The organism is Burkholderia sp. MS455 (assembly GCF_016899445.1).
Lineage (GTDB): Bacteria > Pseudomonadota > Gammaproteobacteria > Burkholderiales > Burkholderiaceae > Burkholderia > Burkholderia pyrrocinia_C.
The window spans coordinates 2,153,953-2,176,552 of the sequence record NZ_CP041779.1; the positions used below are offsets into that span (position 1 = coordinate 2,153,953).

Sequence of the window (22,600 nt, forward strand, 5' to 3'; positions counted from 1 at the left end):
CCGGCAGCGCTTTTTCGGGAACGGCACCCTGACGGGTGCTGGTCCGACTTCTGGTGCGTGAGGCCGGACTCGAACCGGCACACCCTTGCGGGCGTCAGGACCTAAACCTGGTGCGTCTACCAATTTCGCCACTCACGCGCATTTTCTGTCGCCTGACCGCGCGGCACGCAAGATGCGTACTCCACGCGCCCGGGACCGCTCGGGACACTTCATGCCGGCCTGAAAACCGGCGCGCCCGATCAGGCGAGCGCGAGATTCTACCCGATCCGTGCGGCCTTGTCTCGCCCTGCCGGCACCCGTCGTGCAGCGGTGCTAGAATGCCGCGCTCGACGTTTCGGCACCGCGCCGCCGCGCGTCCCCCGAACCCGCCCCACCCGATTCCGCCCGTGAACTTCGACGACTACTGTCAGCAAAAGGCCGCCCCCGCGGGCTCCAGCGTCTATTACGCGTTGCGTCAGGCGCCGCTCGCCACGCAGCCGCGCCTGATGGCGCTGTTCGCGTTGCGCCGCGAGCTCGAGGAAACCGTCAAGGAAACCAGCGACCCGACCGTCGGCCACACGAAGCTCGCGTGGTGGCACAAGGAACTCGCGGCACTGGCCGACGCTCAGCCGTCGCACCCCGTCACGAAAGCGCTCGCGCAGCATCATCCGGCGATCGCCGCCGAGGCCGACGCATTGCGTACGCTCGTCAACGGTTACGGGATGGACCTCGAACAGGCGCGCTACCTCGATTTCGCGAACCTGCAGCGCTACATCGCGCAGGTCGGCGGTACCTTCGCGTCGCTGGTCGCGCGCGCCAGCGCCGCGAACCCGGCCGACCCGCAGCCGTGGGCCGCGGACGCCGGCCGCGCGCTGATGCTCGCGCAATTCGTGCAGGAACTCGGCAACGACGCGCGCCACGGCCGCATCTACCTGCCGATCGACGAACTGCAGCGCTACAACGTGACCGCAGCCGATCTGCTGAACCGTCGCTACAGTCCGGCCTTCACCGAGTTGCTGCAATTCCAGACGGCGCGTGCGCGCGAAGCGCTCGCGGCCACCGATGCAGCGATCCCCGCCCCCGAACGCCGCGCGCAGCGCACGCTGCGCGCGCAGATCGCATTGGCCGGCGCGCTGCTCGACGAAATCGAGCGCGACGGCTACCAGGTTCTGCACCAGCGCATCGCGCTGACGCCGATCCGCAAGCTGTGGATCGCGTGGCGCGCCGCACGCCGGCGCTGAACCTGACGCATCACGCCTTCAACAACGGCAGCGTGTCGAAGCGCTGCTGCAGCACGCGCGTCGCGTCGAGCCCCCACCACGGCCCGAGCACGGTAGCGTAGAGTTGGCGAAAATCGACCGCGACCGGCAGGTTGCCGTTGCCGTCGAGCCGCCCGAGCGCCGGCGGCGCGCCGTACAGGCCGCCGGCCACGCGGCCGCCCATCACGAAATGCGGCGCGGCCGTGCCGTGATCGGTGCCGTTGCTCTGGTTCTCGCGCACGCGCCGCCCGAATTCCGCATACGTCATCACGAGCGTCTGGTTCCAGCGCCCGAGTTCGATCAGCGCGCCGCGCATCGCGCTCATTCCTTCCGCAAACTGCTTGAGCAGCGCGGCCTGCTGCCCCGGCTGGTTCTGGTGCGTGTCGAAGCCGTTGAGCGTCAGGCGCAGCACCGCGACGCCATCCTGCGCACCGGGCCCGGACGCTTCGCATGCGGCCAGCACCTGCATCGCGGTCTTGACCGACGTGCCGAACGCGCCGGCCGGAAACGCCGTCCTGAATTCACGCATCCCGCCGCGCGGGCGCAGCCGGTCGGCTGCCTTCACGATGTCGTTCTCGACGTCGATGATGTGCGCAAGCGCCGGGTTCTGCTCGCGCAGCGACGACGGTTCGGCCAGCCGAGCCGCGCGGATGAACTGCGCGGGATTGACGAGCGCGATCGCGCGCGCGCCGTTCGCGAGCGGCCCCATCTCCGCGCTGCCGAGCACGACGCCGTCCGCCGCGAAACCGGGAGGCACCGGCGCCTGCGCGAACGTGCGCGTGAGCCAGCCTTCGTGCAGGTACTGGTCCGAACGCGACGCGGTATCCCAGATCTCGATCGAGCGGAAATGCGACAGATTCGGCTGCGGATAACCTACGCCCTGCACGACCGCGACCTGCCCGTCATGCCACAGCGGCATCAGCGGCGCGAGCGACGGGTGCAGCCCGGTGTGCGCGTCAAGTTGCAGCACCTGCTCGCGCTTGATGCCGATGCTGCGCCGGAACTGGTAGTACAGCGGGTCCGCATACGGCACCACCGTGTTGAGGCCGTCGTTGCCGCCCTTCAGCTCGACGAGGATCAGCACGTTCGCATACCCGGCCGCCGGTTGCCTGCCGGCCGGCGCCACCGAGGCCGCCAGCGCGGGCGACTGCCACATCGACACGCCCGCCGCGGCAGCAGCGCCCGTCAGCGTCAGAAAATCACGTCGGTTCATCGCGCATCCTTTGGTTTGCCGCCCGGCACCTTTGCCGCACCGGCGCTCCGATTCGTCTTCGTTTGCATCATTTCAGTTGATAGGCCGGATCCATCAGCAGCGCTTCGAGATACGCGCTGCCGGTCGAATCCGTGTCGATCGCCGCGACCGGCGACACCGGCAGCACCGCGTGCTGGAACTGAAGCTCGGTCGACAATCCCGCGATCGCCTGCGGCCGCGCACGATATTGCGCAAGCCAGCGTTCGAGATCGAAACGCAGGCCGCCGCGCGCGGGCTTGGCCGGCGCGCCGCGCATGCCGGCAGCGGACGCCGTGTCGGCCACCGGCATCGCTTGCGCACGCGCGTTCGGCGGCGCCATCGGATGCGCCGGCGGCCGCATGCCGGCCGTCTCCGTCGCGCGGAACAGTTGCTCGACGAACTGCTTGCGCGCGAGCAGCGTCGTGCTGTTGATCCACAGCGCGCCGCCCGGCCAGCCCTTCACGTTCGGCGGATAGAACAGGTTCTGCCCGAGCGTGCGCACGGTGTTCGCGAGCATCTGCGGATCGCCGTACGCAACGTCGAACAGCCGCACCGACCCGACGACGAACTCGGCCGGCGACTTGACGAGCACGCCGCGGTTGCGCGGATCCCAGAACGCGTCGGTCGACCACAGCGCGGCGAGCGCAGTGCGAATGTCGTAGCCGCTCGCGCGAAACCGCTCGGCCAGGCCATCGAGCACGCCCGCGTCGGGCGTATCGGACACGAACTCGCGCCACAGCTTGCCGGCGACGAAGCGCGCGGTGCCGGGCCGCTTCAGCAGGATGTCGACGAAGCCGTCGCCGTCGAACGGCCCCGTCTCGCCGAGAATCGTCTTGTCGCCCGCGTCGTGCCATTCGGGCCGCACCTCGAAGCGCAGCGTATCGGGATTGATCGTCCAGCCCGTCATCGCACGCGCGGCTTCGGTCACGTCGTACTGCGTGTAATGCCCTTCGCCGAGCGTGAACAGCTCCATCACCTCGCGCGCGAAATTCTCGTTCGGGCGCCCCTTGCGATTGCTCGCGCCGTCGAGATACTGCAGCATCGCCGGGTCCTTCGCGACCGCGTGCAGCAGCGTGCCGAAGTTGCCGAGCGCCTCGCGGCGAAAGAGCGCGTTCTGCGCGGCCATGGTTTGCGGATAAGGCACCTTGTCCTGCCCCGACGTGAAGTGCCCGTGCCAGAACAGCGTCATGCGCTCGGTCAGCGGCGACGGCGTCACGACCATCTCGTTGACCCACGCCGCGCGCAACGCCTCGTAGCGGCGATCGCGCTCGCGCTGCTCGTCGCGCCGCATGTCGGGGGTCAGCGCCTGGCGCTGCGCGCGCGTCGGCGGCAGCTCGGCGATCCAGTCGGGCCACGCCGTGACGGGTTCGCGGCGAACGTTGCCGAGCGTGTCGGCCACGACCTGCGCGCGCGTCATGCCGACGATGCGCGCGACCTCGGCAGGCGCGGGAGAGAAACCGGTGCGGCTCAGGAAAAACAGCGCATCGTCGGCGTCGAGCACCGACTGCATGGCAGGCGACGGCGCCGGTGCGGCAGCGTTCGCTTTCATCGTCATGGACTCCCGGAACGCACCGGCGGTGCGGATGCCGGTACAACGGCAATCGGCAGGCGAAAGTTGACGGAAAAAGTGCTACGAATTTTTTCGGCGCGGCGTGTTCCGCGCAGGTCGAGGACGGCACGCGTCAGCGCTTGTACAGCTCGCGAACGGCGTCTTCGATGTGCTGGCGCAAAAGGTGGCGCTCCTCGGGCGTCATGTGCCCGTCGCGGCGGCGCTGTTCGAGATCGGGAGGCACGGCGGAACGGACCGTCGTCTCGGCGGCACGATCGGGCTGCTGCGTTTTGCCGCGCGGCAGCTTGCGCGACGGCGCCCCCTGCTCGGGGCGCTGCGCATACGCGAAGTTCGACGCATACGGACCGGCAAGCGCGATCGTCAGCATCAGTGCAATCCGGGCAGATCGCATGACCGTCCTCGCTTCTTTGGTCGATTTGTTCCCTTCGTCACGCGGCAACCGGCTACCTCTGGTACTTGAAAAACCCTGCGGAATTCGGGTGTGCAAAGATGAAAGATGGAATGCAGGGGAGTATCTACCGAACTTCGGCTTCGAGTAAAGGAATCTATATAGCCTGCCTTTACTCGGCGCGACACTACGGGTAAATTTTGTAACCGACTGTAACGCGCGAAAATTCGCGGCCGTGCGCCAATTCCCATTCGCGATAAGATGCCGATCATGGAAACGAAAAACCCCTCCAAGATTCTCGTCGTCGACGACGACCCACGCCTGCGCGATCTGCTGCGCCGCTATCTCGGCGAGCAGGGTTTCAACGTATATGTCGCGGAAAACGCGACCGCGATGAACAAGCTCTGGGTACGCGAGCGCTTCGACCTGCTCGTGCTCGACCTGATGCTGCCGGGCGAAGACGGCCTGTCGATCTGCCGCCGCCTGCGCGGCAGCAACGACCGCACGCCGATCATCATGCTCACCGCGAAGGGCGAGGACGTCGATCGCATCGTCGGCCTCGAGATGGGCGCCGACGATTACCTGCCGAAGCCGTTCAACCCGCGCGAACTCGTCGCGCGCATTCACGCGGTGCTGCGCCGCCAGGCGCCGGCCGAACTGCCGGGCGCACCGTCCGAAACGACCGAGGTGTTCGAGTTCGGCGAGTTCTCGCTGAACCTCGCGACGCGCACGCTGACGAAGTCCGGCCAGGAAATTCCGCTGACGACCGGCGAGTTCTCGGTGCTGAAGGTGTTCGCGCGTCATCCGCGCCAGCCGCTGTCGCGCGAGAAGCTGATGGAGCTCGCGCGCGGCCGTGAATACGAAGTGTTCGACCGCAGCCTCGACGTGCAGATCTCGCGCCTGCGCAAGCTGATCGAACCGGATCCGGGCAGCCCGCGTTTCATCCAGACGGTCTGGGGCCTTGGTTACGTGTTCATTCCGGACGGCGCCGCCTGATTTTTTCTTTTCCGGTTTCGCCCGCCCACGGCCCGTCCCATGCGTATTGACCGGCGCCTCCTGCAGCTCGCGTTCGGCGGGCTGTTCTGGCGCACCTTCCTGCTGATCGCGCTGCTGATCTCGGTCAGTCTCGCCGCGTGGTTCCAGAGCTTTCGCGTGATCGAGCGCGAGCCGCGTGCGCAGCGCGTCGCGCTGCAGCTCGTCGCGGTCGTGAAGCTCACGCGCACCGCCCTGCTCTATTCCGATCCCGATCTGCGGCGCGCGCTGCTGCAGGATCTCGAGAGCAACGAGGGCGTGCGCGTTTACCCGCGCGAGAAAACCGACAAGTTCAAGCTGCAGCCCGACGAATCGCTGAATCGCCTGATCGAGCACGACATCCGCAGCCGCCTCGGCGACGATACCGTGATCGCGCAGTCGGTCAACGACATTCCCGGCGTGTGGATCAGCTTCAAGATCGACGACGACGATTACTGGGTCGCGCTCGATCGCGACCAGCTCGACAACGTCACGGGCCTGCAGTGGGCCGGCTGGGGGCTGTTCGCGCTCGCGCTGTCGTTGTTCGGCTCCGCGTTCATCACGAGCCTCGTGAACCGGCCGTTCTCGCGGCTCGCGCTCGCCGCGCGCCAGGTCGGCTCGGGCCAGGCACCCGAGCCGCTGCCCGAGCGCGGGATGGGCGTCGCGGCCGACACCAATCGCAGCTTCAACCAGATGGTTCGCGACCTCGAACAGCTCGAGGCGGACCGCGCGCTGATGCTCGCGGGTATCTCGCACGATCTGCGCACGCCGCTCGCGCGGCTGCGCCTCGAAACCGAGATGAGTCCGTCCGACCAGGCAACCAAGGATGCGATGGTCGACGACATCGAGCAGATGGACCGCATCATCGCCGCCTTCATCGACTACGCGCGCCCGTCGCAGCGCAAGCCCGAGCCCGTCGACCTGTCGTCGATCGCGCAGGAAGTTGCCGCGCGCATAGCGAGCGAGGACGGCGTCGAGATCCGCACGCGGCTCGCGCCGAGCGCGGTCATCGAAGCCGACGAGACCGACATGCGCCGCGTGATCGGCAATCTCGTCGAGAACGCGCGCAAGTACGGCCAGAGCAAGCAGGACGGCATCTCGCGCATCACGCTCGAGACGCGCATATCGCACGCGCGCGTCGAGCTGTCGGTGAGCGACGAAGGCCCCGGCATCCCCGAAGATCAGCTGCCGCTCGTGATGCGGCCGTTCTATCGCGTCGACACCGCGCGCACCAAGGCGGACGGCACGGGCCTCGGGATGGCGATCGTGCTGCGGCTCGTCGGCCGCTATCGCGGCGCGCTGCGACTGCGCAACCGCAACCCCGAAGCGGGCCTCGAAGTCACGCTCGAATTCCCTGGCGCCGGCAAGGCGCGTGCGACCGCGTGACGCGCACGCTTCTTGCGCCCCACACTATCGATCCGGTTGAAAAAAACTATGAAGATCGTTAGTTAAAATCTATTGAATCGTTTTATTAATAGTGTTATAGTTTGCCGCATGCTGTCACACCATCGTTGCAGCACCGAGGTAGCTTGACTCAGCCTTCTTCCCAACTCATACAGGAGTATCCGCATGAAAACCGTGGGCGATAAACTCGAAGCTTTCACCGTCGTAGCCGCGAAGCCGGGCTTCAACAATCACGAGGAAAACGGCCAGTCGGCGTTCGAGACCGTCACCGAAGCGTCGTTCCCGGGCAAGTGGAAGATCATCTACTTCTATCCGAAGGATTTCACGTTCGTGTGCCCGACGGAAATCGTCGAGTTCGCGAAGCTGACGAAGCAGTTCGAAGAGCGCGACGCCATCCTGCTCGGCGGCAGCTCGGACAACGAATTCGTCAAGCTCGCATGGCGCCGTGAGCACAAGGACCTCGACAAGCTGAACCACTACTCGTTCGGCGACGTCAAGGGCGAGCTGATCGACCAGCTCGGCGTGCGCGACAAGGAAGCCGGCGTGGCCCTGCGTGCAACGTTCATCGTCGATCCGGACAACACGATCCAGCACGTTTCGGTGAACAACCTGAACGTCGGCCGCAGCCCGGAAGAAGTCCTGCGCATTCTGGACGGCCTGCAAACGGACGAACTGTGCCCGTGCAACCGTGCAGTCGGCGGCGCAACGCTGTAAGCGCATCGATGCACGAAGCCCGCGGCGCACGTCCTGCCTGCGGGCTTTTTTAACGGCCAACCCATAGGAGATATCAATGGAATTCATCGACTCGATTAAGGCGCGTATTCCCGACTACGCGAAGGACATTCGCCTGAACCTCGACGGCACGATCTCGCGCTCGTCGCTCGAAGGCACCGATGCGGTCGGCGTCGCGCTGGCGGCGGCGATCGCGGCGAAGAGCACGGTGCTCGTGAAGACGATCCGCGAAGCCGGCGTGCTGTCGCCCGAAGAGACGAACGCCGTGCTGACGGCAGCCGCGCTGATGGGGATGAACAACACCTGGTATCCGTATGTCGAGATGGCCGACGACGCCGACCTGAAGACGCAACGCGCCGAGCTGCGGATGGGCGCGTACGCGACGCACGGCGGCGTCGACAAGCGCAAGTTCGAGATGTATGCGCTCGCCGCGTCGATCGTCGGCAAGTGCCACTTCTGCGTGAAGTCGCACTATGCGCTGCTGAAGAACGAGCAAGGGATGACCGTCACGCAGCTGCGCGACGTCGGCCGCATCGCGTCGGTGATCAACGCCGCCGCGCAGGTGATCGCCGCCGAAGGCGAGTAAACGGCTGCATGAGCGGTTTCGCCGCGCGACCGGCAGCCGTGCCGGAGTGGCGGCCGCCCCAAAACGAAAATGCCACGCATCAGCGTGGCATTTTTCATTTCCGCAGCACCACCGCGCGCGGAACGGGCCGCGCGCCGCCGCAACCGGGCGTCAACCGCCCTGCCTGACCAGCAGCGCGGCGGCCTGCGCCTCGATGCCCTCGCCGCGGCCGAGATAACCGAGCTTCTCGTTGGTCTTCGCCTTCACGTTCACGCGGTCGAGCGGCAGCCCGAGATCGGCCGCGATGTTCGCGCGCATCCCGTCGATATGCGGCGCGAGCTTCGGCGCCTGCGCGATCACGGTGCTGTCGACGTTCTGGATCGCGAAGCCGGCCGCCTGCACGCGGGCGGCGCATTCGCGCAGCAGCACGCGGCTGTCCGCGCCCTTGAACGCCGCGTCGGTGTCGGAGAAATGGCGGCCGATGTCGCCGAGCGCCGCCGCGCCGAACAGCGCGTCGGTGATCGCGTGCAGCAGCACGTCCGCGTCCGAGTGGCCGAGCAGGCCGCGCTCGTACGGAATCGTCACGCCGCCGATGATGAGGGGGCGCCCCGGGACGAGCTGGTGCACGTCGTAGCCTTGTCCGATTCTGAAATCCATGCGTGTTCCGATTGAGATGGGGTGAAAGTCAGGAAGCGTTCGCGGAGCGCGCGAGAATCGCTTCCGCGAGCGCGAAATCTTCCGGATACGTGACCTTGAAGTTGCGCAGGCTGCCCTGCACGACGCGCGGCGTGTGGCCCGCCCATTCGATCGCGCTCGCTTCGTCGGTCAGGTCGTGCCCTTCGCGCTGGGCGCGCAGGATCGCGTCGCGCAGCATGCCGATGCGGAACATCTGCGGCGTCTGCGCCTGCCACAGCGCGTCGCGCGACTCGGTACGCGCGATCGCGTCGCCGCCGGCCGGCACGCGCTTGAGCGTATCGGCCACCGGTAGCGCGACGATGCCGCCGACCGGGTCGTCCTTCAGCGTCGCGACGAGCGTGCGGATCAGCTCCGGCGTGATGCCCGGGCGCGCGGCGTCGTGCACGAGCACCCAGTCGTGATCGGTCGCGCCGAATTCGGCCAGCCCGAGCAGCCCGTTCAGCACCGACGCCTGCCGCGAGCCGCCGCCGCAGCGGCGCACCGCGAAGCGCAGGCCCGCGAAGCGGCGCGCGTCGAAATGGGAATCGTCGGGCGCGAGGACGACGAGCGTCTGCGCGAATTCGCTGCACGCGTCGAACGCGGCGAGCGTGTAATGCAGGAGCGCGCGGCCGGCCAGCGTGCGATATTGCTTCGGCACGGCCGAGCCGGAACGGCTGCCCGTGCCGGCACAGGGAATCAGGGCGAAAAGTCGGGGAGTCACGAAAGGAAACGCCGGAAAGATGAAATCGAGAAGCGGATTTTATAATAGGTCTTTCGTCTCGACCGGCGCACCGCGATGCGCCCGTGCACGCCACCCCTGCCGTCCCTATGCCAGATAACGCTTCCACCCTGTCCGCCTCGCCCGTTGCCCGCGTCAAACCCGGCCAGCGCTTTGCCTTCGACGGCGCGCACGGTTCCGCCGACGCGCTCGCCATCGCCCGTTATCTCGCCGACAACCGCCGGGACGTGCCGCTCCTCGCGGTGATCTGCGCGAACGCGGTCGACGCGCAGCGGCTCTCGCAGGAAATCCGCTACTTCTCGCCCGATGCGCGCGTGCGCCTGCTGCCGGACTGGGAAACGCTGCCGTACGACACGTTCTCGCCGCACCAGGACCTCGTGTCCGAGCGGCTCGCGACGCTGCACGATCTCGGCGAAGGCCGCTGCGACATCCTGCTCGTGCCCGCGACCACCGCGCTGTACCGGATGCCGCCCGCGTCGTTCATGGCCGCGTACACGTTCGCGTTCGCGCAGGGCGAACGGCTCGACGAGGCGAAGCTGAAGGCGCAGCTCACGCTGGCCGGCTACGAGCACGTGAGCCAGGTCGTGCGGCCCGGCGAATACTGCGTGCGCGGCTCGCTGATCGACCTGTACCCGATGGGCTCGCCGCTGCCGTACCGGATCGACCTGTTCGACGACCAGGTCGACTCGATCCGCGCGTTCGACCCCGACACGCAGCGCAGCCTCTACCCGGTGCGCGACGTGCGGCTCTTGCCCGGCCGCGAGTTCCCGTTCGACGAAGCCGCGCGCACGGCCTTTCGCAGCCGCTGGCGCGAGACCTTCGAAGGCGACCCGAGCCGCGCGCCGATCTACAAGGACATCGGCAACGGCGTGCCGTCGGCGGGCATCGAGTATTACCTGCCGCTGTTCTTCGACGAAACGGCCACGCTGTTCCACTACCTGCCGCAGGACGCGCACCTCGTGTTCACCGGCGATCTCGAAGCCTCGATCCGCCGCTTCACGGCCGATACGAAGCAGCGCCACGCGTTCCTGTCGCACGATCGCGAGCGGCCGATCCTGGAGCCGCAGCGCCTGTTCCTGTCCGACGAGGATTTCTTCGCGTTCGCGAAGCCGTTCGCACGCGTCGTGCTGCCCGCGCAACCGGCCGGCGGCTGGGCGACCGCGCTGCCCGAGCTCACCGTCGACCGGCATGCCGACGATCCGCTCGCGTCGCTGCGTACGTTCGTCGAATCGTCGGGCAGGCGCGTGCTGCTGACCGTCGAATCGGCCGGCCGCCGCGAGACGATCCTGCAACTGCTCGCCGAGCACCATCTGCGGCCGGTGTCGAACGACCACTTCGCCGGCTGGCTCGCGAGCGAAGAACGCTTCGCGCTCGGCGTCGCTCCGCTCGCGAACGGCTTCGCTGTGCCGGGCGAAGGCTATGCGATCGTTACCGAGACCGAGCTGTACGGCGCGCTCGGCCGCCGCGCGGGCCGCCGCCGGCAGGAACAGGCCAGCAACGTCGACGCGATGGTGCGCGACCTGTCGGAGCTGAAGGTCGGCGACCCGGTCGTCCACGCGCAGCACGGCATCGGCCGCTACATGGGCCTCGTGTCGATGGATCTCGGCGAAGGCGAGACCGAATTCCTGCATCTCGAATACTCGGGCGACAGCAAGCTCTACGTGCCCGTCGCGCAATTGCACGTGATCTCGCGCTACAGCGGCGCCGATCCCGACAGCGCGCCGCTGCACGCGCTCGGCTCCGGCCAGTGGGAGCGCGCGAAGCGCAAGGCCGCGCAGCAGATCCGCGATACCGCCGCCGAGCTGCTGAACCTGTACGCGCGCCGTGCGGCCCGCGAAGGCCACGCGTTCGCGCTCGACCCGCGCGACTACGTGAAATTCGCGGAAAGCTTCGGCTTCGAGGAAACGCCCGACCAGGCCGCCGCGATCGCGGCCGTGATCGGCGACATGACGAGCGGCAAGCCGATGGACCGCCTCGTGTGCGGCGACGTCGGCTTCGGCAAGACCGAGGTCGCGCTGCGCGCCGCGTTCATCGCGGTGATGGGCGGCAAGCAGGTCGCGCTGCTGTCGCCGACCACGCTGCTCGCCGAGCAGCACACGCAGACCTTCGTCGACCGCTTCGCGGACTGGCCGGTGCGGATCGTCGAGCTGTCGCGCTTCAAGACCGCGAAGGAAGTCAACGCGGCGATCGCGCAGATCAACGAAGGCAGCGTCGACATCGTGATCGGCACGCACAAGCTGCTGTCGTCGGACGTGCAGTTCAAGCGCCTCGGCCTGGTGATCATCGACGAGGAACACCGCTTCGGCGTGCGCCAGAAGGAAGCGCTGAAGGCGCTGCGCGCGGAAGTCGACGTGCTGACGCTCACCGCGACGCCGATCCCGCGCACGCTCGGGATGGCGCTCGAAGGGCTGCGCGATTTCTCGGTGATCGCGACCGCGCCGCAGAAGCGGCTCGCGATCAAGACCTTCGTGCGCCGCGAGGAGGAAAGCGTGATCCGCGAGGCGATGCTGCGCGAGCTGAAGCGCGGCGGCCAGGTGTACTTCCTGCACAACGAGGTCGAGACGATCGAGAACCGCAGGGCAATGCTCGAGGAGCTCGTGCCCGAGGCGCGCATCGTGATCGCGCACGGCCAGATGCACGAGCGCGAGCTCGAGCGCGTGATGCGCGATTTCGTCGCGCAGCGCGCGAACGTGCTGCTGTGCACGACCATCATCGAGACCGGCATCGACGTGCCGAGCGCGAACACGATCATCATGCACCGCTCGGACAAGTTCGGCCTCGCGCAGCTCCACCAGTTGCGCGGCCGCGTCGGCCGCTCGCATCACCAGGCCTATGCGTACCTGCTGGTCCACGATCCGCAGGCGCTGACCAAGCAGGCGCAGCGCCGGCTGGAAGCGATCCAGCAGATGGAGGAGCTCGGCTCGGGCTTCTATCTCGCGATGCACGACCTCGAGATCCGCGGCACCGGCGAAGTGCTCGGCGACAAGCAGTCGGGCGAGATACACGAGATCGGCTTCCAGCTTTATACGGACATGCTGAACGACGCGGTGAAGGCGCTGAAGAACGGCAAGGAGCCCGACCTCACCGCGCCGCTCGCCGCGACGACGGAAATCAACCTGCATGCGCCCGCGATCCTGCCGGCCGACTACTGCGCGGACGTGCAGGAGCGGCTGTCGCTGTACAAGCGTCTCGCGAACTGCGAGCACGGCGACGCGATCGACGGCATCCAGGAGGAACTGATCGACCGCTTCGGCAAGCTGCCGCCGCAGGCGCACGCGCTCGTCGAGACGCACCGGCTGCGCATCGCCGCGAAGCCGCTCGGCATCGTGAAGATCGACGCGAGCGAAGCAGCGATCGGGCTGCAGTTCGAGCCGAATCCGCCGATCGATCCGATGCGGATCATCGACATGGTGCAGAAGCACCGGCACATCAAGCTCGCGGGCCAGGACAAGCTGCGCATCGAGACGCGCTCGCCCGATCTCGCGATCCGCGTGTCGACGATCAAGGAAACGCTGCGCGCGCTCGCGCCGAAGCAGGGAGCGGCCGCCGCGGTGCGCTGAAGGCCGCGGCGATGCTGCACCGCACCGCGCCCGGCGCAGGCGGGCCGACGTGTTTTTGAGTATGATTTTCCCATTCATCAGACGGAGTTTTGCCATGTCCACTCTCGACGCGACGGCGCCGTCCGCCGCAACCCAAGGCGACGCATCGCTGGTCGGCCTGCCCTGGGTCAAGCAACTGGTGTCGATGGACACGACGAGCCGCGTGCCGAATCTCGGCCTGATCGAAACGGTGCGCGACGCGCTCGCCGCGAAAGGCATCGTTTCGACGATCACGCACGATCCGCGCGAAGGCTGGGCAAACCTGTTCGCGACGGTGCCCGCGCACGACGGCTCGACGAACGGCGGCATCGTGCTGTCCGGGCATACCGACGTCGTGCCGGTCGACGGCCAGCAATGGGACAGCAACCCGTTTGCGCCGGAAATCCGCGACGGCCGCCTGTACGGCCGCGGCACCTGCGACATGAAGGGTTTCATCGGCACGGCGCTCGCGCTGTTGCCCGAAATGCAGGCGACGAAGCTCGCGAAGCCGATCCATTTCGCGCTGTCCTACGACGAGGAAATCGGCTGCGCGGGCGCGCCGCTGATGATCGCCGACCTCGTCAAGCGCGGCGTGCAACCGTCCGGCTGCATCGTCGGCGAGCCGACCAGCATGCGGCCGATCATCGCGCACAAGGGCATCAACGCGTACCGCTGCTGCGTGCGCGGCCACGCGGCGCATTCGTCGCTGACGCCGAAGGGGCTCAACGCGATCGAATACGCGGCGCGCCTCATCTGCCACATCCGCGACATCGCCGAGCGCTTCCGCGCCGAAGGCCCGTTCGACGAGCTGTACGACGTGCCGTTCACGACCGCGCAGACGAGCACGATCCAGGGCGGCAACGCGATCAACACGGTGCCGGCCGAATGCCGGTTCGACTTCGAGTTCCGCAACCTGCCGACGCTCGATCCCGAGCAGATCTTCACGCGCATCGAAGCATATGCGCAGCAAACGCTGCTGCCGCAGATGCTTCGCGAGCATCCGAATGCCGCGATCGAGTTCTCGAAGATCGCCGCGGCGCCCGGCCTCGACGCGACCGAACAGGCCGCGATCACGCAGCTCGTGCGCGCGCTGACGGCCGACCAGGACAAGCGCAAGGTCGCGTACGGAACCGAAGCCGGCCTGTTCGAACGCGCGGGCATCCCGAGCGTCGTGTGCGGGCCCGGCAACATCGAGCAGGCGCACAAGCCGAACGAATATGTCGAGCTCGCGCAGCTCGCCGGCTGCGAGCAGTTCCTGCGCAAGTTCATCCGCAGCATGTCGGTCGACGCGCACTGACTGCCTCCCGCCACGCCGGCCCGCGTGTGCGGGCCGGCCCACTCCGCCACCCGCCACGTCATGTCGACTGAACAGCAGGGCACTGCCCATACGACGATCGACGGCGAGCCGATTCCGACGCTCGACGAAATCGCCGCGCAGCATTTCGCGTTGTCGCCCTGGGTCGCGCGCACGCCCGTGTTCGAACGCGCCGACCTGCCGTCCCTCGAGGGCACGCACGTCAACTTCAAGTTCGAACTGCTGCAGGCGAGCGGCAGCTTCAAGGCGCGCGGCGCATTCACGCACCTGCTCGCGCTCGACGAGGCACGCAAGGATGCCGGCGTCACCTGCGTATCGGCCGGCAATCATGCGGCAGCCGTCGCGTATGCGGCGATGCGGCTCGGCAGCAGCGCGAAGGTCGTGATGTTCCATACCGCGAGCCCGTCGCGCATCGCGCAGTGCAAGCAGTACCGCGCGGAGGTCGTGCTCGCGGGCAGCGCATCGCAGGCGTTCGATCTCGTGCGGCGGATCGAGGCCGAGGAAGGCCGCTTCTTCATCCATCCGTTCAACGGCTATCACACGATCCTCGGCACCGCGACGCTCGGCTACGAATGGGCGACGCAGACGCCCGACCTCGACGCGGTGATCGTGCCGATCGGCGGCGGCGGGCTCGCGGCCGGCATGGCGACCGCGCTAAGGCTCGCGAATCCGCGCGTGCACGTGTACGGCGTCGAGCCGGAAGGCGCCGACGCGATGAGCCGCAGCTTCGCGGCGAATCACACGATCAAGATGAGCGCAATGCAGACGATCGCCGATTCGCTGATGGCGCCGCATACCGAGGAATACAGCTACCAGCTGTGCCGGCGCCACGTCGACCGCATCGTCACCGTGTCCGATGACGCGCTGCGCGCCGCGATGCTGTTCCTGTTCTCGCACCTGAAGCTGTCGGTCGAACCGGCTTGCGCAGCCGCGCTCGCCGCGCTGCTCGGCCCGCTGCGCGAAACGCTGCAGGGCAAGCGCGTCGGCGTGCTGCTGTCGGGCACGAACACCGACCCCGGCACGCTCGGCATGCATCTCGCGCACGCGAAACGGCAGCACTGACCGCGCGCCAGGCGCCGGCGAACCGACCTAGGGTTATCCCCAGATTATGTTGACAGCCCTGTTGATAACCCGCCGAACAAGCACGCAAGTGGTTGAGCGCGCAGCGTTTTGCGCGCACGAAGGTCGTCGGACGCGAAATGAGCAAATGCGGCCGCTATGGGCTGCAATGTGGCGGCGCCGCGCGCGGCCGCTGATCGCCGCCGCGGCGATCGCACTGCTCGCCGGTTGCGCGGCACCACCCTCGCCCGTCGCCGGCGCGCAGCCGGCCTGCACGCAGCCTGGCGCGAGCCGCATGTTGCAGGCCGACCTGCTGTTCGGACGCGACATCGCCGGACGCGGCCCCGTCACCGATGCCGAACGCGCGGCGTTCCTCGCCGACACCGTCACGCCGCGCTTCCCCGACGGCTTCACGTACTGGGACACGCACGGCCAATGGCGCGATCGCGCGACCGGCAACATCACACGGGAACAGAGTTTCGTGATCCGTATCATCGCCGACGATACGCCCGACACGCACGCGCGGCTCGCCGCGATCCGGCACGCGTACGCGGAGCGGTTCCGTCAGGAGTCGGTCGGTATCACGTTCATGCCGGCCTGCGCGTCGTTCTGATTCGGCGTCTCCCGCTACCTGCCGGCAGCGCGCAAAAAAACGGGCGCCCGAAGGCGCCCGTCGCATGCCGAAACAGCGGCGTACCGCTTACTTGCTCTCGAACATGTCCATGATCTGCTGCTTCTCCTGCGGCGTGACGGGCGGCGGCGTGAGCCCTGCCGCGCCGGCCGAGCCGAGTGCGTCGTTCGCGCTGATCGCATTCTCGGCCGGATTGATGTCGACGTTCCCGACGAAGCCGTTGCCCGGCGTGCGATCAGCGTAGTACAGCTCGCCGTCGAGCGAGGTCAGGCCGTCCGGCATCGGCATCTGCTGCTCCGGCACGCCGTTCAGCGCGGTGCGCATGTAATTCACCCAGATCGGCAGCGCAAGCTGCGCGCCGAATTCGCGGCTGCCCAGGCTCTTCGGCTGGTCGAAGCCCATCCACGCGACCGCGACGAGCGACTGCTGGTAACCGGCGAACCAGCCGTCCTTCGCGTCGTTCGTCGTACCCGTCTTGCCCTGCAGGTCGCTGCGGCCCAGTGCGTTGGTGCCCGCACCCGTGCCGGCCGTCGCGACCGTGTGCAGCAGGCTGTTCATCACGTACGCGTTGCGGCCTTCGATCGTGCGCGGCGCCGTGCTGCCCGCGATCACCGGCTGCGACTTCTGCAGTGCCTGGCCGCGCGCGTCGTCGACTTCGGCGATCAGGTACGGATCGACCTTGTAGCCGCCGTTCGCGAACACCGCGTAGCCGGTCGCGAGCTGCAGCGGCGTCACGAGGCCCGCGCCGAGCGCCATCGGCAGGTACGGCGGCGTCTTCGCGGGATCGAAGCCGAAGCGCTGCGTCACGTACTGCTGCGCATACTGCGTGCCGATCGATGCGAGGATCCGGATCGACACGAGGTTCTTCGAGCGCTGCAGGCCGGTGCGCATCGTCATCGGGCCGTCCGGCTGGTCGTCGTCCTTCGGCTCCCACGCGGTGCCGCCCGGCACGCTCGGCGGGAAGTACAGCGGCGCGTCGTTAATGATCGTCGCCGGCCCGAGGCCCTTGTCGAGCGATGCCGAATAGATGAACGGCTTGAACGACGAGCCCGGCTGCCGCCATGCCTGCGTCACGTGGTTGAACTTGCTCTTGTTGAAATCGAAGCCGCCGACGAGCGAACGGATCGCGCCGTCCTGCGGCGCGATCGCGACGAGCGCGCCTTCGACCTGCGGCAGCTGCACGACCTGCCAGCCCGTCTTGCCGTCCTTCAGCACGCGCACGATCGAACCCGGCTTGATGCGCAGCGCGTTGTTCGCGCGGGGCCCGAGCGCGGCCGACACGAAGCGCAGCCCGGCCGGGCCGATCGTCGTCGTCGCGCCGCCGACGAACTGCACCTCGACCGCGTTCGGCGAGGCCGACAGCACGACCGCCGACTGCAGGTCGCCGTTGTCCGGGTGATCGGCGAGCGCATCGTCGATCGCCTCGTCGCGGTCGTCGCCGGCCGCGGGCAGGTTGATCGACGCTTCCGGCCCGCGATAGCCGTGGCGGCGCTCGTAGTCGAGAATGCCGCGACGCACGGCCTGGTACGCGGCTTCCTGGTCGGCCGAGTTGATCGTCGTCGTGACGGTCAGCCCGCGCGTGTAGGTTTCGTCCTTGTACTGCTGGTACATCATCTGCCGCACCATCTCGGCGACGTATTCGCCGTGCACCGCGTACTGGTTGCCCGGCGTGCGCACGTGGATCTCTTCCTTCACGGCCGCGTCGTACTGCGGCTGCGTGATGTAGCCGACCTCGAGCATGCGCTTCAGGATGTATTCCTGGCGCACCTTCGCGCGCTTCGGATTCACGACCGGGTTATACGCGGACGGCGCCTTCGGCAGCCCCGCGAGCATCGCCGCTTCCGCGAGCGTGATGTCCTTCAGGTCCTTGCCGAAATAGACCCGCGCGGCGGCCGCGAAGCCGTACGAGCGCTGGCCGAGATAGATCTGGTTCATGTACAGCTCGAGGATCTGGTCCTTCGTCAGGGCCTTCTCGATCTTGTACGCGAGCAGCATCTCGTAGATCTTGCGCGTGTAGGTCTTCTCGCTCGACAGGAAGAAGTTGCGCGCGACCTGCATCGTGATGGTGCTCGCGCCCTGGCGCGCGCCGCCGTGCATCAGGTCGGCGACGCCCGCCCGCAGGATGCCGACGAAATCGACGCCGCCGTGCTCGTAGAAGCGGTAGTCCTCGATCGCGAGCACGGCCTTCTTCATCACGTCGGGAATGTCCTGGAAACGCACGAGGCTGCGGCGCTCCTCGCCGAACTCGCCGATCAGCACGTGATCGGCCGTGAACACGCGCAGCGGCACCTTCGGCTGGTAGTTGGTCAGCGCATCGAGCGACGGCAGTTGCGGCGCCATCACGACCAGCGCGTAGCCGACGATCAGCGCGCCGACGATCGCCAGCGTGACGAACAGGCCGACGAACCACAGCGCGACGCGCGAGCCGAACGAGCGACGGCCTCCGCCGCCGCTGCGCTGTGCACGGCGGTCGTCGTTGCGATGGTCGCGATCGTCATCATCGGGGTAATAGGCCCCGGACGGCGAACGGCGCAGCGTGTAGTGGGGTTCGTTCCTGTCGGAAGAAGAAGGCGGTCGTTTGATAATTGGCATGTCGGAATGGCGGGCGTCGTGGCGCCCTCGGACGCATGCGGAAATGCAGGCGGATGGATCAGAGCGGGTGCATCGAGATGCGACTGTCACGTCGACAGACCCCGCCGCGCGGCGATCCGTTCCCGCGACGTGACAGCGCATTTTAATGAAATCGACCGGGTGCCTTCGCGATTTTTTGTAAAAATTCCCGCAACGCCGTGATTTGCGGAACGTATTGTCGGCATCCTCGGCCTATCATGGACACGCAATATGGCGCGCGCGGCCGATTTTCTTTCAATCGCGAAAGGTTTGTCATCCCGATACGCAAGCCGCTTGAACTCACGCGTTTAAGCCGTATTTAAGTGAACCGGTGGTGTAATATCCGCCGGCTCACGCGGGTCGCAACCGGCCCGCGGCGGGCATTGCCGCGGTCACGCGGCGCCTTTCAACCACGGAGGATTTCATGTCGCTTTTCGACTCTGTTTCGCGCACGATCAAAGGCCTGCTGAACGATGCGGCCGATTCGGTACAGGATCCGTCGCGCGACGCACGGCAGATCGTGCGGGAGCTCGACGACAGCATCGGTCGTGCCGAGAATTCGCTGATCGAGATCGAGGCACAGGTCGCGACCCAGCGCAGCAAGCGCGATGCGGCCGACGACAAGGTGAAGAAGTACGAAGACGGCGCGAAGCGCGCGCTGCAGTCCGGCGACGAAGCGCTCGCACGCGAGGCACTGGCCGCGCAGTCGAACGCGGAAGCCGAGCGCGACGCGCTCGCGGCCGAGTTGACGACGCTCGAGCCGTCGGTCGACAAGCTGAAGGGGCAGATCGCCGACATGCGCCAGCGCCGCAACGACCTGAACGCACGCTCGAACATCCTGCAGGCCAAGCAGGAAATCGCGCAGGCGAAGGATGTCGCGGCAAGCGCGTTGGGCGGCATCGGCGGCAAGAACCTGTCCGAGGATTTCCAGAAGCTCGAGGACAAGGTCGCACTGCAGAACGCACGCTCGGACGCGCGCCTCAATTCGGCCGACACGTCGAGCGGCAAGGCGCTCGACGACAAGCTCGCCGCGCTGAACAAGGGCCCGTCGGTCGAGGATCGCCTCGCCGCGCTGAAGAAGCAGCTCGACACGCCCGCGCAGTAACGGCAAACGCGGGCAACCGCGCCGCGGCCCGCCCGGGCGCGCGGCGCGAACCGATCGTCAGGAGACGGGCGCGTGCGTCCGGTTCGACCATGAAGAAATCCCTCGCCGCACTCGGCCTCTCGCTGATGCTGCTGTCGTCCGCCGCGTTTGCGGTACCGTCGCTGCAGCAGGTCGAGCAGTCGATCGCCCAGCGCGACTGGCAACGTGCCGACACGCAGCTGTCGCAAGTCATCGATGCCCATCCGAACAACGCGCACGCGCGCTACCTGTATGCGCAAGTGCTGGACCGCGAAGGCCGCGCGTCCGACGCGCTCGCGCAGCTGCAGCGAGCGAAGTCGCTCGATCCGCAACTGCGCTTCACCGACGCGTCGCGCTTCGCGCAGACCGAGTCGCGCATTCGTGCCGACGCCGCGCGCGTGAGCGGCAACGCACCATCGGCCGCGCAGGCCGGCACGCTGCAGCCGTCGCTCGCGCCCGCCGTCGCGCCGGCCGAAAAACACGGCCCGTCGACCGGCATGTGGATCGGCCTCGGGCTGATCGTCGCGGTGATCGCGCTGGTGCTGCGCTGGACGCTGCGGCGCGCGCGCACGGCCGACAACAGCCGCGCCGACGACGAACGCCGCACGCAGCTCAAGCGTGCGACCGACGTACTGAACGACATCCGTCCGCTGAAACTCGACGCGAAGCTGTCGACGGCGCCCGGCGCCGCGGCGCTGACAGGCGAACTCGAAGCGATCGAAACCGACGCGCGCACGCTCGTCGAGGCGCTGGCGAACGGCAAGAATCCGGTACCGCCGTACCAGGTCGACGAACTCGAACAGCGTCATGCGAGCGTGAAGGCACGCGTCGAAGGCCGACCCGATCCGGCCGCGCAACCCGCGCCGCCGGCGAACGGCAGCGGCTCCGTATACGCGCAGGAAGCCGATCGCATGACGGGTGCGCAGGGCCAGCCGTATCCGCAGCAGCCCTACCCGCAACAGCAGCCGCCTGTCGTGATCCAGCAAAGCGGCGGCGGTTTCGGCGGCGGGATGGGCGGGCTGCTGACCGGCGTGCTGCTCGGCGAGGCGATGTCCGGCGGCCGCGAGCGCGTGGTCGAACGCGACGTGATCGTCGACGGCGAGCGCCGCCGGCAGGAAACCGACCCGGGCTTCGACCTCGGCCACGGCGATGCGTCGAACTGGAGCGACGGCGGCAGCGGCAACGTCGATCTCGGCAGCAACGACGACGGCTGGACGGACGACAACACCTGACCCTGCGCAGCGCGCCGACGTTCACGTCGACGCGCCGCAACACACGCCACGCTCCCCTGCATGACCGGCCGCGCCGACGCGCGGATTTGTCAATCATTTCAAGATGGACTACCGGCAATGGGGAGCGTTCGCTATCATGCGGCCATCGGCGTGCCACCGACCCTCATTCGACGCAATACAAGCCTGCGCGTCGCGGCACGCCTCCTCTAGCACCAACAAGGAGAAAGCCGCTCATGAGCATCATCAAGGAATTCAAGGAGTTCGCCGTCAAGGGCAACGTGATGGATCTCGCCGTCGGCGTGATCATCGGCGGCGCCTTCTCGAAGATCGTCGACTCGATCGTGAAAGACCTCATCATGCCGGTCATCGGCTTGCTGACGGGCGGCCTGGATTTCTCGAACAAGTTCGTTCTGCTCGGCACCATCCCTCCGACGTTCAAGGGTAATCCCGATTCGTTCAAGGACCTGCAGACCGCGGGTGTTGCCGCGTTCGGCTACGGCTCGTTCATCACCGTGGCGATCAATTTCGTCATCCTCGCGTTCATCATTTTCCTGATGGTGAAATTCATCAACAAGCTGCGCAAGCCGGAAGACGCCGCGCCGGCCGCGACGCCGGAAGACACCGTACTGCTGCGCGAGATCCGCGATTCGCTCAAGCAGCGCTGATCGCCGAGCGCCCCGCCCGCCAGGCCCGCCCCGTGCGGGCCTTTTTATTGCGCGCGCCGTGCACCGCCGCATGCGGCCTGTCTCACTTTTTTGTGACGCACGAATGCACGCGCGGGGAAAGCGGGTCTATGATGGAGACTAAACGACAGTACGGGCGCCAAGACGCTGGCTGTGTCGATCAGGGCGAGCAGGTCGACGGGAGACATTGATCGTCGTACTGCACGAATGCAGCATTTTCGTGTGCTATAAAGGATCGACATGCGGCGTACATAGCCGGGAGTGGGTCGCATGAAAGTGCCGCATTTCTTGCAATTGTTTTTGAGGCGAGTGTTTATGTCCTTCCCGAAAAAACGTCGGCGTGCCCAACAGGATGGCCAGGAGTCATTCCTTGCGGTGTTGCGCCACTCGAAACCTTTCGCCCAGCTCGACACCAAGATTGCCCGCGCCCGTGCGCAGGACGAACCCGTCCTCTACGCGCATGTGCTGCCCGGTCTCGACGTGCTCCTGTGCAGCGTGCGCGGCGCACAGCCGCCCTATCCGGCCATCGCCGAGCTGCGCAAGCGCTGCATCGAATCGATCGCCAACGCGCTCGAGCAGCCGCTGGACGGCCTCGAGAACGGCGGGTACTGGTACGAAGCGAACGGCTTCGGCTTCCTGGTATTCGCGAGCCGGGCACGCGCGCGCATCCTGCCCGAGTTTGGTGCAGGCACGAAAGCGAGCCTGCGCGGCGGGCTCGGTCGCCAGAACGCCGGCGACACGACACCTCGCTCCCTCGGCTGAACCGCCAGTCATTCGATGGGCCGCCTCCGGGCGGCCCATCTGCCATTCATGCGC

General features: G+C 67.2%; 19 protein-coding genes and 1 tRNA gene. 13 read left to right on the forward strand and 7 right to left on the reverse strand.

All coding sequences use genetic code 11. The features are described from left to right. Positions 1 to 51: 51 nt before the first annotated feature. Positions 52 to 138: transfer RNA gene (locus tag FPJ27_RS29015), tRNA-Leu, on the reverse strand. A 248-nt stretch (positions 139 to 386) separates the two neighbouring features. On the opposite strand from FPJ27_RS29015, the gene hpnD reads away from it, so the two are divergent. After that, positions 387 to 1,220 (forward strand): presqualene diphosphate synthase HpnD, encoded by an 834-nt coding sequence (gene hpnD / locus FPJ27_RS29020; protein ID WP_204423606.1) that lies wholly within the window; start codon positions 387 to 389, stop codon positions 1,218 to 1,220. Positions 1,221 to 1,230: 10 nt separating this feature from the next. On the opposite strand, the gene FPJ27_RS29025 is transcribed toward hpnD, so the two are convergent. The 3 genes from FPJ27_RS29025 to FPJ27_RS29035 all read right to left on the reverse strand — a co-directional run bounded on the left by FPJ27_RS29025 (position 1,231) and on the right by FPJ27_RS29035 (position 4,430). Then, complete coding sequence (locus tag FPJ27_RS29025) at positions 1,231 to 2,451, reverse strand: DUF1501 domain-containing protein (RefSeq protein WP_204423607.1); 1,221 nt, start codon at positions 2,449 to 2,451, stop codon at positions 1,231 to 1,233. A 67-nt stretch (positions 2,452 to 2,518) separates the two neighbouring features. Beyond that, positions 2,519 to 4,018: a DUF1800 domain-containing protein gene (locus tag FPJ27_RS29030; RefSeq protein WP_204423608.1), complete on the reverse strand. Its 1,500-nt coding sequence runs from the start codon at positions 4,016 to 4,018 to the stop codon at positions 2,519 to 2,521. Positions 4,019 to 4,151: 133 nt separating this feature from the next. After that, on the reverse strand, positions 4,152 to 4,430 hold the full coding sequence (locus tag FPJ27_RS29035; protein WP_072437142.1) for a hypothetical protein: 279 nt from the start codon (positions 4,428 to 4,430) through the stop codon (positions 4,152 to 4,154). Between the two features lie 267 nt (positions 4,431 to 4,697). Between FPJ27_RS29035 and ompR the strand changes: the two genes are divergently transcribed. The 4 genes from ompR to FPJ27_RS29055 all read left to right on the forward strand — a co-directional run bounded on the left by ompR (position 4,698) and on the right by FPJ27_RS29055 (position 8,160). Then, the gene (ompR, locus tag FPJ27_RS29040) at positions 4,698 to 5,423 is read left to right on the forward strand and encodes a two-component system response regulator OmpR (RefSeq protein ID WP_004199523.1); all 726 of its coding nucleotides are present in this window, start codon (positions 4,698 to 4,700) and stop codon (positions 5,421 to 5,423) included. A 39-nt stretch (positions 5,424 to 5,462) separates the two neighbouring features. Further along, positions 5,463 to 6,824: an ATP-binding protein gene (locus tag FPJ27_RS29045; RefSeq protein ID WP_034181177.1), complete on the forward strand. Its 1,362-nt coding sequence runs from the start codon at positions 5,463 to 5,465 to the stop codon at positions 6,822 to 6,824. Positions 6,825 to 7,007: 183 nt separating this feature from the next. Next, positions 7,008 to 7,556: a peroxiredoxin gene (locus FPJ27_RS29050; protein WP_034181176.1), complete on the forward strand. Its 549-nt coding sequence runs from the start codon at positions 7,008 to 7,010 to the stop codon at positions 7,554 to 7,556. 76 nt (positions 7,557 to 7,632) lie between these two features. Then, a complete protein-coding gene (locus FPJ27_RS29055; protein ID WP_006478562.1) occupies positions 7,633 to 8,160 on the forward strand; it encodes a carboxymuconolactone decarboxylase family protein in 528 nt (175 codons plus the stop codon). A gap of 150 nt (positions 8,161 to 8,310) precedes the next feature. Here the strand turns inward: FPJ27_RS29055 and ispF are convergent, their stop codons facing one another. Continuing rightward, the gene (gene ispF / locus FPJ27_RS29060) at positions 8,311 to 8,796 is read right to left on the reverse strand and encodes a 2-C-methyl-D-erythritol 2,4-cyclodiphosphate synthase (RefSeq protein WP_072437141.1); all 486 of its coding nucleotides are present in this window, start codon (positions 8,794 to 8,796) and stop codon (positions 8,311 to 8,313) included. 28 nt (positions 8,797 to 8,824) lie between these two features. Next, positions 8,825 to 9,535: a 2-C-methyl-D-erythritol 4-phosphate cytidylyltransferase gene (ispD, locus tag FPJ27_RS29065; protein ID WP_111016793.1), complete on the reverse strand. Its 711-nt coding sequence runs from the start codon at positions 9,533 to 9,535 to the stop codon at positions 8,825 to 8,827. Positions 9,536 to 9,642: 107 nt separating this feature from the next. On the opposite strand from ispD, the gene mfd reads away from it, so the two are divergent. From mfd to FPJ27_RS29085, 4 genes are all read left to right on the forward strand, one after another. Then, the gene (mfd, locus tag FPJ27_RS29070; RefSeq protein WP_204423609.1) at positions 9,643 to 13,113 is read left to right on the forward strand and encodes a transcription-repair coupling factor; all 3,471 of its coding nucleotides are present in this window, start codon (positions 9,643 to 9,645) and stop codon (positions 13,111 to 13,113) included. Between the two features lie 94 nt (positions 13,114 to 13,207). Further along, the gene (gene argE, locus FPJ27_RS29075; protein WP_204423610.1) at positions 13,208 to 14,428 is read left to right on the forward strand and encodes an acetylornithine deacetylase; all 1,221 of its coding nucleotides are present in this window, start codon (positions 13,208 to 13,210) and stop codon (positions 14,426 to 14,428) included. 60 nt (positions 14,429 to 14,488) lie between these two features. After that, positions 14,489 to 15,508 carry a threonine/serine dehydratase gene (locus tag FPJ27_RS29080; RefSeq protein WP_072437137.1) on the forward strand — a complete coding sequence of 340 codons (1,020 nt, stop codon included), beginning with the start codon at positions 14,489 to 14,491 and terminating at the stop codon, positions 15,506 to 15,508. Between the two features lie 145 nt (positions 15,509 to 15,653). Beyond that, positions 15,654 to 16,118 carry a DUF3574 domain-containing protein gene (locus FPJ27_RS29085; RefSeq protein ID WP_239483331.1) on the forward strand — a complete coding sequence of 155 codons (465 nt, stop codon included), beginning with the start codon at positions 15,654 to 15,656 and terminating at the stop codon, positions 16,116 to 16,118. Positions 16,119 to 16,205: 87 nt separating this feature from the next. Here the strand turns inward: FPJ27_RS29085 and FPJ27_RS29090 are convergent, their stop codons facing one another. Next, the gene (locus FPJ27_RS29090; RefSeq protein WP_072437135.1) at positions 16,206 to 18,728 is read right to left on the reverse strand and encodes a penicillin-binding protein 1A; all 2,523 of its coding nucleotides are present in this window, start codon (positions 18,726 to 18,728) and stop codon (positions 16,206 to 16,208) included. Positions 18,729 to 19,170: 442 nt separating this feature from the next. Here FPJ27_RS29090 and FPJ27_RS29095 point away from each other — a divergent pair, with 442 nt between their 5' ends. The 4 genes from FPJ27_RS29095 to FPJ27_RS29110 all read left to right on the forward strand — a co-directional run bounded on the left by FPJ27_RS29095 (position 19,171) and on the right by FPJ27_RS29110 (position 22,546). After that, a complete protein-coding gene (locus FPJ27_RS29095) occupies positions 19,171 to 19,851 on the forward strand; it encodes a PspA/IM30 family protein (RefSeq protein WP_059233905.1) in 681 nt (226 codons plus the stop codon). 89 nt (positions 19,852 to 19,940) lie between these two features. Next, a complete protein-coding gene (locus FPJ27_RS29100) occupies positions 19,941 to 21,101 on the forward strand; it encodes a tetratricopeptide repeat protein (RefSeq protein ID WP_204423612.1) in 1,161 nt (386 codons plus the stop codon). A gap of 233 nt (positions 21,102 to 21,334) precedes the next feature. Further along, positions 21,335 to 21,766, forward strand: a complete 432-nt coding sequence (gene mscL, locus FPJ27_RS29105) for a large conductance mechanosensitive channel protein MscL (RefSeq protein ID WP_204423613.1) — start codon at positions 21,335 to 21,337, stop codon at positions 21,764 to 21,766. Between the two features lie 333 nt (positions 21,767 to 22,099). Next, positions 22,100 to 22,546, forward strand: coding sequence for a hypothetical protein (locus FPJ27_RS29110; RefSeq protein WP_027784713.1), 447 nt, complete (start codon positions 22,100 to 22,102; stop codon positions 22,544 to 22,546). Positions 22,547 to 22,600: the final 54 nt, after the last annotated feature.

What these genes read in the sequence shown, in the direction of transcription:
- FPJ27_RS29025 (WP_204423607.1), bottom strand. Translation starts at nt 2,451, where the DNA reads ATGAACCGACGTGATTTTCTGACGCTGACGGGCGCTGCTGCCGCGGCG.
- FPJ27_RS29030 (WP_204423608.1), bottom strand. Translation starts at nt 4,018, where the DNA reads ATGAAAGCGAACGCTGCCGCACCGGCGCCGTCGCCTGCCATGCAGTCG.
- FPJ27_RS29035 (WP_072437142.1), bottom strand. Translation starts at nt 4,430, where the DNA reads ATGCGATCTGCCCGGATTGCACTGATGCTGACGATCGCGCTTGCCGGT.
- ompR (WP_004199523.1), top strand. Translation starts at nt 4,698, where the DNA reads ATGGAAACGAAAAACCCCTCCAAGATTCTCGTCGTCGACGACGACCCA.
- FPJ27_RS29045 (WP_034181177.1), top strand. Translation starts at nt 5,463, where the DNA reads ATGCGTATTGACCGGCGCCTCCTGCAGCTCGCGTTCGGCGGGCTGTTC.
- FPJ27_RS29050 (WP_034181176.1), top strand. Translation starts at nt 7,008, where the DNA reads ATGAAAACCGTGGGCGATAAACTCGAAGCTTTCACCGTCGTAGCCGCG.
- FPJ27_RS29055 (WP_006478562.1), top strand. Translation starts at nt 7,633, where the DNA reads ATGGAATTCATCGACTCGATTAAGGCGCGTATTCCCGACTACGCGAAG.
- ispF (WP_072437141.1), bottom strand. Translation starts at nt 8,796, where the DNA reads ATGGATTTCAGAATCGGACAAGGCTACGACGTGCACCAGCTCGTCCCG.
- mfd (WP_204423609.1), top strand. Translation starts at nt 9,643, where the DNA reads ATGCCAGATAACGCTTCCACCCTGTCCGCCTCGCCCGTTGCCCGCGTC.
- argE (WP_204423610.1), top strand. Translation starts at nt 13,208, where the DNA reads ATGTCCACTCTCGACGCGACGGCGCCGTCCGCCGCAACCCAAGGCGAC.
- FPJ27_RS29080 (WP_072437137.1), top strand. Translation starts at nt 14,489, where the DNA reads ATGTCGACTGAACAGCAGGGCACTGCCCATACGACGATCGACGGCGAG.
- FPJ27_RS29085 (WP_239483331.1), top strand. Translation starts at nt 15,654, where the DNA reads ATGCGGCCGCTATGGGCTGCAATGTGGCGGCGCCGCGCGCGGCCGCTG.
- FPJ27_RS29090 (WP_072437135.1), bottom strand. Translation starts at nt 18,728, where the DNA reads ATGCCAATTATCAAACGACCGCCTTCTTCTTCCGACAGGAACGAACCC.
- FPJ27_RS29095 (WP_059233905.1), top strand. Translation starts at nt 19,171, where the DNA reads ATGTCGCTTTTCGACTCTGTTTCGCGCACGATCAAAGGCCTGCTGAAC.
- FPJ27_RS29100 (WP_204423612.1), top strand. Translation starts at nt 19,941, where the DNA reads ATGAAGAAATCCCTCGCCGCACTCGGCCTCTCGCTGATGCTGCTGTCG.
- mscL (WP_204423613.1), top strand. Translation starts at nt 21,335, where the DNA reads ATGAGCATCATCAAGGAATTCAAGGAGTTCGCCGTCAAGGGCAACGTG.
- FPJ27_RS29110 (WP_027784713.1), top strand. Translation starts at nt 22,100, where the DNA reads ATGTCCTTCCCGAAAAAACGTCGGCGTGCCCAACAGGATGGCCAGGAG.